The sequence below is a fragment of the Mycolicibacterium alvei genome (assembly GCF_010727325.1).
Lineage (GTDB): Bacteria > Actinomycetota > Actinomycetes > Mycobacteriales > Mycobacteriaceae > Mycobacterium > Mycobacterium alvei.
In genome coordinates this window covers 2,892,954-2,908,433 of record NZ_AP022565.1, presented here as the reverse complement: position 1 = coordinate 2,908,433, position 15,480 = coordinate 2,892,954, and the positions used below count along the sequence as shown (strand labels likewise).

Sequence of the window (15,480 nt, the reverse complement as noted above, 5' to 3'; positions counted from 1 at the left end):
TGGATAGCGTCGGCCGGTGACTCTGGACATCACCGGCTACACGGTCCGTGACGACGACGATGACGACCCCGTGCTGCTGCTGGAACCCGGCGGCGAAGTCGTGGACACCTGGCGGGAGAACTACCCGTACTCCGACCGCATGTCGCGCCAGGAGTACGAGGAGCAGAAGCGACTGCTGCAGATCGAACTGCTGAAGCTGCAGAAGTGGAGTCAGGGCAACGGGTTGCGGCACGTCATCGTCTTCGAGGGACGCGACGCCGCCGGCAAGGGCGGCACCATCAAGCGGTTCATGGAGCACCTCAACCCCCGCGGAGCCCGCGTCGTCGCACTGGAGAAACCCACCGAAAGAGAACGCACCCAGTGGTACTTCCAGCGCTACGTGCAGCACCTGCCTGCCGCCGGGGAGATCGTCCTGTTCGACCGCTCCTGGTACAACCGCGCCGGGGTGGAGCGGGTGATGGGCTACTGCTCGCCCAGGCAGCACGCCGAATTCATCCGTCAGACCCCGTTGTTCGAGCAGATGCTGGTCAACGACGGCATCAGCCTGACCAAGCTGTGGTTCTCCGTCACGCAATCCGAGCAGCGCACCCGGTTCACCATCCGCCAGGTCGACCCCGTGCGGCAGTGGAAACTCTCACCCACCGACCTCGCATCGTTGGACAAATGGGACGACTACACCGCGGCCAAGGAAGACATGTTCGCCTGGACCGACACCGAAACGGCGCCCTGGACCGTGGTCAAGAGCAACGACAAGAAACGCGCCCGGATCAACGCCATGCGCCACGTGCTCGGTAAGTTCGATTACGACAACAAGGATTTTGAGGTGGTCGGCCACGCCGATCCGCTGATCGTGGGGCGCGCGCTGTCGGACTGACCGCCGCCCGGGAGTAGGAGGACGGCGTGCGATTCGTCATGACGCTGTTCCTGTGGGTGCTGACGACGATCCTGCTCGCCGCGGCGGTGCCGTCGGCGTGGGTGCAGAAGAACATCATCGACCAGCAGGGCTACTCGTCGTTCGCCGCAGGCGCGGCCGCCGACCCACAGTTACAGCAGGCCGTCGCCGGTGAACTCGCCACCCAGGTCCAATCCCTGGCGGCCCAGAGCGGGGCGAACGTGGACTCACGGCGGATCCGGGTCGTGGCCGGCGCCTACACCGCAGGGCCGGACTTCCCCGGACAGTTCGCGCTGGCCAACCAACTCGCGCACACCTGGATGTTCACCGACCGGTTGTCGCGGGATGAGAACGGCAGTTGGGTGATCGATGTGGCCCCGATGCTCAGGGATGCCTCGTTCCGCGAAACCCTGACCGGCTTCGGTATCGAAGTGCCACAGACACTTACGGTCCCCATCGCGTCGTCGGCGCCGGACAGTCTGCGGCCGGGGATCTTACGTCCGCTGGCGGTGTGGGGTCCGTGGGTCAGTGTGGGCGTGACGGTGCTGGCCGGCGTCTTCGCCCTGCTGACTCTGGCTGCCGCCCGAGCCCGCGGTAAAACCCTTGCTGCGCTGGGTATTTCCTCCTTGCTGGTGGGTGCAGCCGGGTGGGCCGGGTTGGAGGCCGGCCGGCGCTACCTCAACGAGGCGCTCAACCACACCAGCGGCGACATCCGCCAGATCGCCGACGCCATGACCGGCCACGCGATCGGCAGCCTGCACCACTGGCTCAACCTCACCCTGGCCGCCGGCGGTGCGCTGGTGGTGTTCGGGATAGTCGTGGCGCTTTTGGGTGGGTTGCGGCGTCGGCCTGTGTGAGCGCCGCCGTTTTCTACCCGGTGGTCGTTCCCGCGCGCTGACGACAACCGTGGCGTAGAAACCGGTGAGCTATCCGCCTCGCACCCGTTCCCACAGCCGCAGGTAGACCTCCGCGCCGTTGAACATGTCGGTCATGATCTGCGGCCCGCCGAGGACGCGGATCGCTTCGAGCCAGTCCGCGTAGCTGCCGTAGGTGGCGGTGCCATCGGTGTTGATATCGAAAGTGCGCTCGCCCCAACGTTCCCGGTCGAATGTCACCTGACCGTCGTGTGAGGTGAACGGGTACGTGACGACGCCGGCGCCGAGTGGCCCGCCCTGGGGTGCCAGGCCGTTCATGTCGGAACCGAAGCCGAAACCGAAGTCCGAGCTCGGGCGCGGCATGGCCCGGTATTGGCGCCACGCGCCGATGGCGCTTGCGGCTGGACCGGCGTACGGGGTGGCGAAACCGCCTACGGCGTAAACACGTTGGATGGTGCGATCTGAACCCCAGCTGTGCGAGGACACCACGCCGGGATACTGCCGCCGTTCGATGATGCTCATGACCTCGTCGGCGGTGACCTCGTCCAGGTGGTCGACCTCGATGAGAAAGCCCTGGTCCATCATGGCGTTGATCAGGTAATTGCCCATCGCTGTCAGACGGCGGACGTTGCAGTGGGGCCCTGGGGCATAGAGCGGCAGCGATGCACCGCCGATCAGGGGTCCGACGAGCCTGGCCAGGAATTGATTGATGTTGCCGGCCAGCGGCACCGAGGGCTGAGTGTTGTCGTGTTCGGGACCGGTGCAGGACTGGACATTCCAGAATGTGCCGGTCTGCATGAAGTTGCCCGCGTTCACCAAGAGGCCGGTGGCATCGCTGTCCATCTTGGTGCCGCCGAACGCGTTGTCGAACTTGTGGATCGGGAAGAAGCTACTGACACCGAGATTCCGGAGTTCTGCGAGCCAGCGGTCGACATCGCCCGGCCCGCATTTCGGCACGCCCAGCACCACACCGCAATTCATCGCGTCGGACACTTCCATACCGAGCACCACGGCGAGCTTGCCGGATGCGGCGACCCGGCGCGCTGAGGCGGGATCGGTGACGATGCGGAAGAACCCTTGCCCTGGCCCGCCGGCCTGGGCATCGATGTAGTCCTGCAGTGCGCGCAGGCTCGCTGCCTGGGTCCGCACGGAAGTCATGTCGTTGCATTGGTTTCGACGGCTGGTCATCAGCATGCACAGTGATTCGTTGTCGACCAGGTCGACGGTCATCATGCGCAGGCCGGCTTTCCAGGTCCGCTCGATACTGGTCCAGTAGGTGCCCTCGGTGCTGAGCACGGACGGCCTGGGCCAGTCGCGGAAGGTCGGCCAACCGCGAGTGTCGGTGGCGTGGAACGGTTCGCCGTAGTCGAGGAAACTGGCGACCAGGCCGTTGGTGCCGCCGCGGTACTGGGAACAGTCGGGCAGCGCGTAGGGCGCGCCGAGGGGATGCCAGGGCCGTCCGCAGTGGAAGTTACCGCCCATGAACTCGTAGGCGGTGACGTGCACATGCGTATCGATCGTTCCGACGATCGACCCGTCCGGGGCGACGCTCGGCCCCGGCATGCCGGTGGTCCCGTCGTCAGCCTCGGGGTACTCCGCGCACCCGGCCGCCGGCACGAAGGTGACAGCTCCGCTGAGCTTGGTTGCAGCGTTGGTGAGCGTGAAACCGGTTGCGCCAGAACCGTCTACCTGCCACACCGAGGTCAGCGACGGGGTGCTGAGGGTGTTGACCGAACCTAGCGTGGCGTTGAGCAGTTGCTGGTTCCGGCCGTAGAGGAGGTACTCACCGAGTCCGGTTGCGTGCATCCGGTAGGGCCCGGCGGCCGGTGCGACCGGTCCGGTCGGGGTGTCGATCAGGTAGCACCCGTTCACCAGCGAGTAGCGGGTCTGGGTGGGGTCGGCGACGGCCGAACCCATGGCCGGCCCGGCCGCCGCGGCGGTCAGCACCACTGCCATGAGCACCGCCAGAGGTTTCAATGGCCTTCTGGTGCTTGCGATCCCCGGGAATTTGCCCATGCGCGGACCAGCCGGCCTCATTCGTCGGAAGCTCCCCTTCTAGCGAACGCAGCACGCTGCGGTTGAAGCCGAAAACCATTGTCTCTGCGGGTGAAGCGGTCACCCAGTCGCCGAGATTACCCGGGCGGTACAGGCGGAGATGCCGACCGGGACCGATTGTCGGCATTTCGTGACCTGTCCGCTAGATACGGCCCTGAGCGGCGCTGAGGGGCGCTGTGGCGAAAGTGCAGCCTGTTGTCGAAAATTCCGGCTCAAAGTCAAGGTGCACCGCCTGGCGAGGTTCAGAAGAGCCCAAAAGGGACTGCCTCCATCTTCTTTGTCGCGCCGTGGCCGGCAAGTTTTTCGGGGCGGTTGCCAGCGGGCATCCGCACCGGCGTCGTGGCCATCCCGTGCGGGGCCGTGTTGAGTTGCCGATTCCCTGTGCCTGACCGTCGGAATCAGTTCTCGCTCGATGGCCGAACCCGCGGCGGCCGGTAAACGTGCCGTAGCCTCGCACAACAAGTGAAACATAATCCTTGACACCGTGTCACAGTTGTAGTTACGTGTGTCATTACTTGCCAGCGGGACCGCCGCATCGGCGCGAGTACCGGCATACTTCGAAGAGGCGAGGCTTGGTCTTGGTCACCTGGAACAACACGGTCAAGCCGATGCGTGAACTCGGCAGCTTCTTCGCCATGGCACTTGACACCATGGTGCTGCTCTTCCGGCCGCCGTTCGCATGGCGCGAATTCGTCCTACAAGCCTGGTTTGTCACGCGGGTGTCGCTCATGCCGACACTCACACTGTCGATACCGTTCACCGTCTTGACGACGTTCATCTTCAACATCTTGTTGGCCGAGTTCGGCGCGGCCGATTTCTCCGGCAGCGGTGCCGCGATCGGGGCGGTCACCCAAATCGGGCCGATTGTGACGGTGCTGGTTATCGCGGGGGCCGGCGCCACCGCAATGTGCGCCGACCTGGGTTCGCGCACCATTCGCGAGGAGCTCGACGCGCTTCGTGTGCTGGGGATCAACCCGGTGCAGCGGCTGGTGGTACCGCGGGTGCTGGCCGCTACGGTGGTCGCGCTGCTGCTGTCGTCGCTGGTGACCCTGGTCGGCCTCAGCGGTGGATACCTCTTTTCGGTGTATTTTCAGCATGTTTCGCCCGGAGCGTTTATCGCCGGACTCCCGCTCGTGGTGGGCCTCAGTGACGTGCTGGTGGCCCTGGTCAAGGCGGCGTTGTTCGGGTTCGCCGCCGGAATGATCGCCTGTTACAAGGGGATATCGGTCGGCGGTGGGGCCGCGGGAGTGGGGAACGCGGTCAACGAGGCCGTGGTGTTCTCGTTCATGGCGCTGTTCTTCATCAACGTGCTGGCCACCGCAGTCGGTGTGCAGGTGTCCAAATGACGACCGCCATGGCCGGCAGACAGCAGCAGCGGCTGCAGCGAATGCTGCGCCGGTGGGCCGACAGCTGGAACAACGTCGGTACCCAAACCCAGTTCTGCGGAACGGCATTGCGGTCGACCGGCGACGCGCTCATCCACTATAAGACCGAGATCATCCGGTTGATCGCACAGATGAGTTTGGGCACCGGGGCGCTGGCGGTCATCGGCGGCACCGTCGTCATCGTCGGATTCCTGACCATGTCCACCGGAGCGTTGATCGCGGTACAGGGATACGACTCGCTGGCCAACATCGGGGTGGAGGCTCTCACCGGATTCGTTTCGGCGTTTGTAAATGTGCGCCTCATTGCGCCGTTGACGGCGGGCATTGCACTGGCCGCAACGATCGGTGCCGGGGCAACGGCCCAGATCGGCGCCATGCGAATCAGCGAGGAAATCGACGCCCTCGAGGTGATGGGCATCCGCTCGATCGCCTACCTGGCGTCGACCAGGGTGATCGCCGGGGTCGTTGTCGTCATGCCGTTCTATTGCGTGGCGGTGCTCAGCTCTTTCACGGCAGCCCGGCTGGGTACCACCGTCATCTATGGACAGTCAGCCGGCGTCTACGACCACTACTTCAACACCTTCCTCAATCCGCTTGATCTGATCTGGTCGTTTCTGCAGGCCGTGTTGATGGCGATCGTCATCATGCTCGTGCATACCTATTACGGCTACACCGCCACCGGCGGACCGGCCGGCGTCGGTGAAGCAGTCGGCCGGGCCGTGCGGGCCTCCCTGATCGCGGCCACCTACGTGTGTGTAGGTGCAGCACTGGCCATCTACGGCCAGTCCGGCAACTTCACCCTGTCCGGATAGGCGCTGAGATGGAACCCCGCCCCGGTGAACGCCGCCTGCATCCTGGCTGGTGGACATTGATCATGTTGGTGACCGTCGTGTCCATGGTGTTTCTGATCGCCGCGCTTTTCACCCGCAGCTTCAACAGCGCTGTGCCGGTTACCCTCACAGCTGACCGTGCCGGTCTGGTGATGGAGTCGGGCAGCAAGGTCAAGATGCGGGGAATCCAGGTCGGTAGGGTGCGGACAATCGACAACGGAGGCGACGATTTCAGCCTCCAGCTGGACATATTCCCCGGTCAAATCAAATACATCCCGGCCAACGTCGGGGCCCAGATTCAGGCCACCACCGCCTTCGGCGCTAAATTCGTCGAACTCGTCTACCCCGCCGATCCGAGCTCGCAGCGCCTGGCGGCCGGCGCGGTGATCCGCTCATCGAATGTCAGCACCGAAGTCAACACGGTCTTTCAAAGCCTCGTCGATGTCATTCACCAGATCGACCCGTCCAAACTCAACGCGGTGCTGACCGCGATCGGCGACGCCGTGCGCGGCAAAGGCGAGCGCATGGGTCACGCGATCACCGACGCCGACCAAGTCCTGCACTCCCTCAATCCGCGCGCCGAAACCTCGCGGCGGGATTGGAAGTCTCTCAAAGGATTTGCCGACACATACGACGCCGCCGCGGACGACATCGTGACCGTGCTGGATGCCGCAACCACCATCGGCACAAGCGTTGTCGACAACGCCAGAGCCCTCGACTCGCTGTTACTGAACCTCGCTGGCTTCTCCGCCAGCGGCATCAACCTGCTGGCTCCGGTCACCCAGTCGCTGGTCGACGCCGTCGATGTCACCGCGCCGACCACCGATCTGCTGCTGAAGTACCACCCGTCATTCACCTGCATGCTGTTGGGCGGCAAGCACTTCCTCGACGACGGTGGCTACGAGATGGCGGGTGGCAACGGAAAGTCGCTCGTCGTCGATTCCACGCTCATGCTCGGCGACGACCCCTATCGCTTTCCGGACAACCTGCCGATCACCGGCGCCAAGGGCGGCCCGGGCGGCAAGCCGGGGTGCGGCTCTCTGCCGGTCGTCTCCGAGAACTGGCCGCAGCGCCAGCTGATCACCGACACCGGCTGGGGCACCGGCCTGGACCTGCGCCCCAACCCGGGGATCGGCTTCCCCGGATGGGCCAACTACTTCCCGGTCACCCGGGGCGTGCCCGAACCGCCCAGTCTGCGTAACCAGGGTGGCCCCGCTCCGGGGCCGGTGCCATATCCCGGCGCACCGCCGTACGGTGCGCAGCTGTACGCCCCCGACGGAACCCCGCTGTACCCGGGTCTTCCCGCAGCGCCCCCACCGGGGCAGCCGCGCGAACCCGAACCCCCACCGCCCGGCTCGGAACCTTTCGTGACGCCAGTTCCGGCCCAGCTCGGACCGACCCTACTGCCGCCACCGCCCTGACCCCACCGACCGTACGCACGCACCGAGAATGGAAGGCGCACAACCGTTGTGAGAGACAACCTCAAAGGCGCAGCCTGGCGCCTGGTGGTCTTCGTGACCGTCTCCCTCTTCGGAGCGTTCACTTTGATCGTCATTTTCGGGCAGCTGCGCTTTGACCGAGGCACCACCTTCAACGCCCTGTTCAGCAATGTGTCCGGTTTGGAGAAGGGAAATTTCGTCCGAATCGCGGGCGTGGAGGTGGGCAAGGTCTCCGAGGTCACGATCAACGACGACACGACGGTCAACGTCACATTCCGGGTGGAGGATTCGGTGGTTCTCACCGAGGGCACCCGCGCCGTCATCCGCTATGACAACCTGATCGGCGGTCGCTATCTCGCGCTGGAAGAAGCGCCCGGAGGGTCAAGGAAACTAGATGGCGGGCAGACGATTCCGCTGTCTCGTACCTCGCCGGCGCTCGACCTTGACGCTCTCATCGGCGGATTCCGGCCGCTGTTTCGCGCGCTGGATCCCGGGCAGGTCAACGCCTTGTCGACACAGCTCATCAGCGCGTTTCAGGGCCAAGGTGCCACCATCGGATCGTTCCTGGACCAGACCGCAGCGCTGACCAATACCTTGGCCGACAAGGATCAGCTGATCGGTCAGGTGATCGGCAATCTGAATATCGTCCTCGGTTCGTTGGGCGACCAGAGCAGCCAATTCGCCAAAGGCGTCGAATCGCTGTCGGAGCTGGTCGCGACGCTGGCCGATCGCAAGGGGGACCTGGCCAATGCCGTGTCCTACGGCAACTCCGCGGCAGGTTCGATCGCTGACCTGCTCACCCAGGCGCGGCCACCGCTGAGCACGGTGATTGACGAGAATGACCGCGCCAGCGGGATTGTCGTGGCCGATCACGAATATCTCGATGATTTCCTCAAGACGCTGCCGCACGCCTATCAGATCCTCAGTCGACAGGGCATGTACGGCGACTTCTTCAGCTTCTACTTGTGCGACATCGTGCTCAAGGTCAACGGCAAAGGCGGGCAGCCGGTCTACATCAAACTCGCCGGTCAACCGACGGGTAGGTGTACGCCGAGATGAAACTGTTCAGCGAACGAAACCCGGTGACCATCGGCCTGATCGGTATCGCGCTGCTGACCGGTACAGCCGTGGCCATCCTCAACTACCACAAGCTGCCACTGATCAATCACGACAAGCACTACTCGGCCTATTTCGCCGAGGCCGGTGGACTGACCTCGGGAGCCTCGGTCCAGGTGTCGGGCAGTCCTGTCGGTCAGGTCGACAGCATCGCTCTCGATGGGTCGCGGGTACTGGTCACGTTCACCATCTCCAACACGCTGCGGATCGGCGACCGCACCGAAGCCGCCGTGAAGACGAAAAGTCTTCTGGGCAACAAGTTCCTGGAGATCCGCCCCCGTGGGGACGGCCGACAGCAAGGTCCGATCCCGCTGGAACGCACCACATCGGCCTACCAACTGCCCGACGCGATGGGGGACCTCAGCGCGGCGATCAGCGGATTGAACACCGACCAGCTTTCGCAGTCGCTTGACGTTCTGGCCACAACCTTCCGTGACACCCCACCCGACGTCCAAGCCGCCGTGGCCGGCGTCGCTCGCTTCTCCGAGGTGCTCAACACCCGTGACACCCAGCTTCGAACACTATTGGCCAACGCCAACAAAACCTCCACGGTGCTTGCCGAGCGGGGCGACCAGATCGCCGGGCTGATCAAGAACACCAATGACCTATTGGTGGCGTTGCAAAGCCAAAGCGCTGCACTGGACCAGGTTTCAGCCAACATCGCTGCAGCCGCCAACCAGATCAGAGGCCTGATCGACGATACGAAGCAGACGTTCAGACCGTCTTTGGACAAACTCAACGGCGTCCTGGCACTCGTCGAGAACCGCAAGAGTGACGTGCAGAAGGCAATCAGGGGACTTAATACCTACGCCCTGTCGCTGGGAGAGTCGGTGGGTTCAGGCCCGTTCTTCAAGGCTTATATCGCCAACCTCATACCAGGGCAGATCCTCCAGCCGTTCATTGATGCCGCATTCTCCGATCTCGGGCTCGACCCCAATGTCTTGTTGCCCTCACAACGTGTCGATCCGCCAGTCGGTCAGCCGGGCACACCGGCCCTGCCGATTCCCTATCCGCGCACTGGCCAAGGTGGAGAACCCAATATGACACTGCCCGACGCGATCACGGGTAAGCCGGGCGATGCCCGTTACCCCTACCGTGAACCGCTGCCGGCGCCCACACCAGGGGGACCGCCGCCAGGACCGCCGGCACCGGCAGCGCCGGGGGTGGCGAGCACGCCGACACCGGAACCGACCTCGATTGAGCTGCCCGCGGCCCCGCCGCAGCCACCGTTACCGGCGCCACCCGCCGGGTCCGGCACCCAGGGAGGGCGGTAACCGGTGCGACAGCGAACCCGGATCGGGCTGGCGTTTGTGTTGATCGCCGTGCTGATCACCGGCACCACCGTCATCGTGCGCGGGCTTCCCGACTTCACCCGCAAGATCGTGGTGACCGCGTATTTCGACAACAGCAACGGCATTTTCGTCGGCGACGAGGTTCGAATCCTGGGCGTCCCCGTTGGCAAGATCGAGCGGATCGAACCGCAGCCGGATCGAGCGAAGATCACGTTCTGGTTCGACGACCGCTATCCGGTTCCGGCACGGGCCAACGCCGTCATCTTGTCCCCGTCACTGGTCACCGCCCGTGCCATCCAGTTGACGCCGGCCTATACCGGCGGGCCGAGGATGGCCGACAACGCAGTGATCCCCCAGGAGCAGACCGCGGTGCCGGTCGAATGGGACGACTTCCGTCGGCAGCTCCAAAGGCTCACCGAGACATTGCAACCCACTCAACCCGGTGGAGTAAGTACATTGGGGGAGTTGGTGAACACCGCCGCCGACAACCTGCGCGGACAGGGCCCAACCATCCGTGACACTGTCATCAAACTATCGCAGGCCATGTCGGCTCTCGGCGATCACAGCACCGACATCTTCAGCACCGTCAAGAACCTGTCGATCCTCGTCTCGGCACTGCAGTCCAGCGGTGATCTGTTACGCAACCTCAACGTCAACCTGGCCGCGACCACCGGGCTACTGGCCAACCAGCCCACCGAGATCGCCGACGCGGTGGCCTCGATCAACGGTGTCCTCGACGAGGTCAAGACTTTTGTCGGCGAGAACAGGGAAACCCTGGGCACGACATCGGACAAATTGGCCTCGGTCACCAGTGCGCTCACCGAGAGCCTCGCGGACATCAAGCAGACACTGCACGTCGCGCCGGGCACCCTGCAGAACTATGTGAACATCTATCAACCCGCCCAGGGCACCTTGTCGGGAGCGCTGAACGTCACGAACTTCGCCAATCCGATCAGCTTCCTCTGCGGCGCCGTGCAGGCCGCCTCCCGGCTGGGGGCTGAGCAATCAGCCAAACTGTGCGTCCAGTATCTCGCGCCGATCGTCAAGAATCGGCAATACAACTTCCTCCCCTTCGGCGAGAACCTCTTCGTCGGCGCCACCGCACGCCCTAACGAGGTGACCTACAGCGAGGACTGGATGCGCCCCGACTACATTCCGCCGAACGGAAATACCGCGCCGCCGGTGTCAGATCGGAGCGGCTCGGCCGCCGGCCTTGCGGGCATGATGCTGCCACCGGCGGGGAGCGGTCATGGGTAGCGTCGTGCGGCGGTTGAGCCGCAGCGTGGTGTGCGTGGTGCTGGGTGCAACCGTGCTCAGCGGATGCGGGAGTTGGCGCGGTCTCAATTCGCTACCTGTGCCGGGTACACAAGGCGATGGGCCAGGATCGTTCACCATCCAGGCGCAACTGCCCGATGTCAACAACATTCAGCCGAACTCCCGTGTGCGCGTTGGTGATGTGACGGTCGGCAACGTGACCAAGATCGAGCGGCAAGACTGGCACGCGTTGATCACCATGAGTATCGACGGTGGTGTGCACCTCCCGGCGAATACCACCGCAACCGTGGGCCAGACCAGCCTGTTGGGCTCGTTACACATCGAACTGGCGCCGCCGACCTCTGACCCTCCGCAGGGTGTACTGCACAACGGATCGTTGATCCCGTTGTCCCAAGGCGGTGCCTACCCGTCCACGGAACAGACCCTGGCCGCGATATCGCTACTGCTCAACGGCGGCGGAATCGGTCAGATCCAAGACATCACCCGGGAATTCAGCCGCGCCTTCGCCGGACGCGAAGCCGATCTACGCAGCCTCATCGAGCAGCTGGACACCTTCGCCGGTTACGTCAACGATCAAACCGGTGACATCATCGCCGCCACCGAAAGCCTGAACCGGGTGACGGGGCAACTCGCCACACAGCAGCCGGTAATCGACAAGGCACTCAAAGCGATCCCCGATGCGCTGGCGGTACTGCGCGATGAGCGCGTGCAATTCGCTGACGCATTGGATCTTCTCGGCAAGTTCGGCGCACTGGCGGCCGACTCGACCATTCGCACGAAAGAAAACCTCGTCAAGGAACTCAACGCCATCGGCCCGGTGTTGAAGTCACTGGCCGACGCCGGCCCGGCGCTGACCCGTTCACTGAGTTTCTTCTCCACCTTCCCGTTCCCGAAAGAGACTCTGGACAAATGGTTTCGCGGTGACTACGCGAACCTGACCGCCGTCATCGACATGACCTTGAGTCGTCTGGATGCGGCGATGTTCACCGGCACCCGATGGGAGGGCGACCTGACCGAACTGGAAATGCAGTGGGGACGGACCATCGGGCAGATGCCCAGCCCCTACACCGCCGGCAACCCGATACTCGTTCCTTACCACTGGAATCAGGGCCCTTGACATGATCTTGAGTCGTCGAATTCTGATCCAACTCGCCCTTTTCACGGTGGTGTCTCTGGCAGCCGGCCTGACGATGGCGCTGGGCTACATCAGGCTGCCTGTTCTGTTGTTCGGCGTCGGCCACTATGAGGTAGGGGTGGAACTGCCCCAATCAGCCGGGCTGTATCCGCGCGGCAATGTCACCTATCGAGGGACCGAAGTCGGCCAGGTCAAATCGTTGCAGCTGACCGATGCGGGTGTTCAAGCCGTGTTGTCACTACGGTCGGACATCAAGATTCCCTCCGATCTGGACGCTGCCGTGCACAGCCAGAACGCGATCGGTGAGCAGTACATCGCGTTGCTGCCGCGCAACGGCAGCTCCGCGCCGCTCAAGGACGGTGACGTCATTCCAGCTAATCGCACATCGGTGCCGCCCAACATCAACCACCTGCTCGATGCCACCAACCGTGGCCTGCAGGCCATTCCGGGCGACAACCTGCACACCGCGGTCGACGAGGCCTACACCGCGGTCGGTGGGCTGGGACCCGAACTGTCCCGCATCGTGGACGGTGCGACTTCGCTGGCCATCGATGCGCGCGCCAATCTGGACTCGTTCACCAACCTGATCGACAACGGTGGAGCGCTGCTGGATACCCAGACAGATACCGCCGATTCGGTGCAGGCCGCCGCTGCGCATCTGGCCACGATCACCTCGCAGCTGAAGACCAACGACACTGCCGTCCGCGGCATCCTGCAGGACGGTCCGGCCGCCGCCGACGCCGGCCGCCAACTGTTCGAGCGGATGCGACCCACGCTGCCGGTGCTGTTGGCGAACCTGGTCAGCCTCGGGCAGGTTGCGGTCACCTACCGCGCCGGACTGGAACAGCTATTGGTTCTGCTGCCCCAAGGTGCGGCTACGATGCAGGCGGCCGGCGTGGCGAACAAGGACACCAAGCAGGATTACAAAGGCGCCTATCTCAGCTTCAACCTCAACGTCAATCTGCCACCACCCTGCACCACCGGGTTCCTGCCGACGCAGCAGCAACGGACGCCGTCGGACGTCGACTACCCGGACCGTCCGGCCGGTGACCTGTACTGCCGAGTTCCGCAGGATTCTGCGTTCAATGTCCGTGGGGCGAAGAACATTCCGTGTGAAACGAAGCCCGGTAAGCGAGCGCCCACGGCGGCGATGTGTGAGAGCGACGAGACGTACGTTCCGCTCAACGACGGCTTCAACTGGAAAGGCGACCCCAACGCCACCCTGTCGGGACAGCCGATTCCCCAGCTGGGGCCCGGCGAGCAGCCGCAGGCTGCGCCGCCGCCACTGTTGGCGGTGACGCCGTACAACCCGGACACCGGAACTTACGTCGGTCCGGACGGAAAGGTCTACACCCAGTCCGACCTCGGTCGGACCGCGCAGGAGAAGACCTGGCAATCGTTGATCATGCCGCCGCAGTGAAGGGAATCTCTTCCATGATGATCGAGTTCCGACCGTCGGTTGTTGCGCTGGCTGCGATCTCGGCCGCCACAGCCGCGATCGTGCTGCCTGCGCCCGCAGCGCAGGCAGACAACAAGCGCCTCAACGACGGTGTCATCGCCAATGTGTACACGGTCGCGCGGCAGGCCGGATGCCGCACCGAGTTGAAAAACGACCCCCGGTTACGGCAGGCAGCGCAATGGCATACCCAGGATGTGCTCAACAACCGAAATCTCAGCGCCGACATTGGATCTGATGGGTCGACGCCACAGGACCGGGCGGCCGCGGCGGGATACCAGGGAACCGTCGCCGAAACCGTAGCCATCAATCCAGCACTCGCGATCAGCGGTATCGAGCTGATTCGCCAGTGGTATTACAACCCCGATTATCTGGCGATCATGCAGAACTGCCGCAACGTCGCGATCGGGGTGTGGTCGGAAAACAGTCTGGACCGCAGCGTCGTCGTTGCCGTCTATGGCCAACCAGTCGACAGCGCTGCGAACCGCCCCAGACCATGATCCGCCCCGTCACCTAGGAGGTCACGTATGCAAGAGAGCCTTGCCGAAGACGGCGACGTTGATGCGACCACCGATGAGCCGACCGACGGCAGTGCCGCCGATACGGAGGTCGACCCGTCCGGTGGTGCGTCCGGCAGTGCGCAATCCGGGTGGCTGAGATATTGGACCTCGCCCGTGGCGCCGGCGATGCTCACGGGTGTATTGATCGTTGCCGTGCTGACCGGGCTGGCAGGCTGGCTGGGTTTCCGGACTCAGCAGTCCGATAATGAGGCGGCGCGGCGGGATTTGTTCCTCCAGGTCGGCAGGCAAAGTGCGGTGAACCTGACAACGATCGACTGGCAGAGCGCCGACAGTGACGTCCAACGGATCCTGAATGGCGCGACAGGAAGTTTCTATGACGACTTCGCCAACCGCTCACAGCCGTTCATCGAGGTGGTCAAGCAAGCCAGATCCCAATCGGTGGGTACCGTCACCGCGGCCGGAATCGAATCAGCATCGGCCGATGCAGCTCAGATTCTCGTCTCCGTGGAGGTGAAGACCTCCAACGCTGGTGTCCCGGAGCAGGAACCACGGGCCTGGCGGATGCGGATCTCGGTCCAGAAGGTGGACGACCACGCAAAGGTCTCCAACGTCGAGTTTGTCGCGTGATCACCGGCCTTTTCGTCGGCGCACGCCGGCCTTCCGACGACACTGCAGGCACGGATCGCCTCGACAACGGTGGCACCGGGACGGTCCGCCGGTTCAGCTGGTCGCGCGCAATCGCCTCAGGGCTGCTACCGGTGATCGCGTTCGCGATCGCCGGGGTCGCGGCATTCCTGAAATGGCAGGACACGTCGGTGCGAGATTCCCAGACAGCCGGCCTCGAAGCGGTGCAGACCGCGCGCGACTCCACCGTCGCGATGCTATCGTATCAACCCGATACCGTCGACGAAAGCTTAACGGCAGCACAGGACTTGTTGACCGGGAAGTTCAAGGACTCCTACATCGCACTTGTCCGTGACGTCGTGGCGCCGGGCGCCAAACAGAAGCAGATCTCGGCGGTGGCAACCGTGCCGGCCGCGGCGGTGGTCTCGGCCGATCCGCGCCACGCCGTTGCTGTCGTCTTCGTCAATCAATCGATTGTGGTGGACAAGGGGGCGCCGACCGCGACGACCTCGGCGGTGCGGGTGTCCCTCGACAAAGTCGATGGACACTGGCTGATATCGAACTTCGATCCGGTCTGAGATCGGT

14 protein-coding genes are annotated in these 15,480 nt (G+C 64.0%); 13 read left to right on the top strand and 1 reads right to left on the bottom strand.

Translation table 11 applies throughout. The features are described from left to right. The first annotated feature begins 16 nt into the window (after window positions 1-16). Together ppk2 and G6N44_RS13980 are read left to right on the top strand one after the other, a co-directional pair. A complete protein-coding gene (ppk2, locus tag G6N44_RS13985; RefSeq protein ID WP_163664886.1) occupies window positions 17-874 on the top strand; it encodes a polyphosphate kinase 2 in 858 nt (285 codons plus the stop codon). A 26-nt stretch (window positions 875-900) separates the two neighbouring features. Next, a complete protein-coding gene (locus tag G6N44_RS13980) occupies window positions 901-1,749 on the top strand; it encodes a hypothetical protein (protein WP_163664884.1) in 849 nt (282 codons plus the stop codon). Window positions 1,750-1,818: 69 nt separating this feature from the next. On the opposite strand, the gene G6N44_RS13975 is transcribed toward G6N44_RS13980, so the two are convergent. Continuing rightward, complete coding sequence (locus G6N44_RS13975; protein ID WP_163664882.1) at window positions 1,819-3,729, bottom strand: amidohydrolase family protein; 1,911 nt, start codon at window positions 3,727-3,729, stop codon at window positions 1,819-1,821. A 701-nt stretch (window positions 3,730-4,430) separates the two neighbouring features. Between G6N44_RS13975 and G6N44_RS13970 the strand changes: the two genes are divergently transcribed. The 11 genes from G6N44_RS13970 (at window position 4,431) to G6N44_RS13920 (ending at window position 15,473) form a co-directional block, all read left to right on the top strand. Then, complete coding sequence (locus G6N44_RS13970; protein WP_163669928.1) at window positions 4,431-5,168, top strand: MlaE family ABC transporter permease; 738 nt, start codon at window positions 4,431-4,433, stop codon at window positions 5,166-5,168. Window positions 5,169-5,209: 41 nt separating this feature from the next. Continuing rightward, on the top strand, window positions 5,210-6,019 hold the full coding sequence (locus tag G6N44_RS13965; protein WP_308213881.1) for an ABC transporter permease: 810 nt from the start codon (window positions 5,210-5,212) through the stop codon (window positions 6,017-6,019). An 8-nt stretch (window positions 6,020-6,027) separates the two neighbouring features. Beyond that, the gene (locus G6N44_RS13960) at window positions 6,028-7,458 is read left to right on the top strand and encodes an MCE family protein (RefSeq protein WP_163664878.1); all 1,431 of its coding nucleotides are present in this window, start codon (window positions 6,028-6,030) and stop codon (window positions 7,456-7,458) included. A gap of 48 nt (window positions 7,459-7,506) precedes the next feature. Then, a complete protein-coding gene (locus G6N44_RS13955; RefSeq protein WP_163664876.1) occupies window positions 7,507-8,535 on the top strand; it encodes a virulence factor Mce family protein in 1,029 nt (342 codons plus the stop codon). Then, on the top strand, window positions 8,532-9,866 hold the full coding sequence (locus G6N44_RS13950; RefSeq protein ID WP_163664874.1) for an MCE family protein: 1,335 nt from the start codon (window positions 8,532-8,534) through the stop codon (window positions 9,864-9,866). Before G6N44_RS13955 ends, G6N44_RS13950 begins: the two co-directional genes overlap by 4 nt. A 3-nt stretch (window positions 9,867-9,869) precedes the next feature. Then, window positions 9,870-11,141, top strand: a complete 1,272-nt coding sequence (locus G6N44_RS13945) for an MCE family protein (protein ID WP_163664872.1) — start codon at window positions 9,870-9,872, stop codon at window positions 11,139-11,141. After that, a complete protein-coding gene (locus G6N44_RS13940) occupies window positions 11,134-12,276 on the top strand; it encodes a virulence factor Mce family protein (RefSeq protein ID WP_163664870.1) in 1,143 nt (380 codons plus the stop codon). The genes G6N44_RS13945 and G6N44_RS13940 overlap by 8 nt, the downstream gene beginning before the upstream one ends. A gap of 1 nt (window position 12,277) precedes the next feature. Then, a complete protein-coding gene (locus G6N44_RS13935; RefSeq protein ID WP_163664868.1) occupies window positions 12,278-13,714 on the top strand; it encodes an MCE family protein in 1,437 nt (478 codons plus the stop codon). Between the two features lie 14 nt (window positions 13,715-13,728). Further along, on the top strand, window positions 13,729-14,250 hold the full coding sequence (locus G6N44_RS13930) for a CAP domain-containing protein (protein ID WP_163664866.1): 522 nt from the start codon (window positions 13,729-13,731) through the stop codon (window positions 14,248-14,250). Window positions 14,251-14,277: 27 nt separating this feature from the next. Further along, window positions 14,278-14,898, top strand: coding sequence for an Rv1363c family protein (locus G6N44_RS13925; protein ID WP_163664864.1), 621 nt, complete (start codon window positions 14,278-14,280; stop codon window positions 14,896-14,898). A gap of 131 nt (window positions 14,899-15,029) precedes the next feature. Further along, complete coding sequence (locus G6N44_RS13920) at window positions 15,030-15,473, top strand: Rv1363c family protein (protein ID WP_308213877.1); 444 nt, start codon at window positions 15,030-15,032, stop codon at window positions 15,471-15,473. The last annotated feature ends 7 nt before the right edge of the window (window positions 15,474-15,480 follow it).

Bases quoted from the DNA above. Each gene is read 5' to 3' on its own strand.
- G6N44_RS13970 (WP_163669928.1), top strand. From the start codon at position 4,431: ATGCGTGAACTCGGCAGCTTCTTCGCCATGGCACTTGACACCATGGTG.
- G6N44_RS13940 (WP_163664870.1), top strand. From the start codon at position 11,134: ATGGGTAGCGTCGTGCGGCGGTTGAGCCGCAGCGTGGTGTGCGTGGTG.
- G6N44_RS13960 (WP_163664878.1), top strand. From the start codon at position 6,028: ATGGAACCCCGCCCCGGTGAACGCCGCCTGCATCCTGGCTGGTGGACA.
- G6N44_RS13930 (WP_163664866.1), top strand. From the start codon at position 13,729: ATGATGATCGAGTTCCGACCGTCGGTTGTTGCGCTGGCTGCGATCTCG.
- G6N44_RS13950 (WP_163664874.1), top strand. From the start codon at position 8,532: ATGAAACTGTTCAGCGAACGAAACCCGGTGACCATCGGCCTGATCGGT.
- G6N44_RS13965 (WP_308213881.1), top strand. From the start codon at position 5,210: ATGCTGCGCCGGTGGGCCGACAGCTGGAACAACGTCGGTACCCAAACC.
- G6N44_RS13935 (WP_163664868.1), top strand. From the start codon at position 12,278: ATGATCTTGAGTCGTCGAATTCTGATCCAACTCGCCCTTTTCACGGTG.
- G6N44_RS13925 (WP_163664864.1), top strand. From the start codon at position 14,278: ATGCAAGAGAGCCTTGCCGAAGACGGCGACGTTGATGCGACCACCGAT.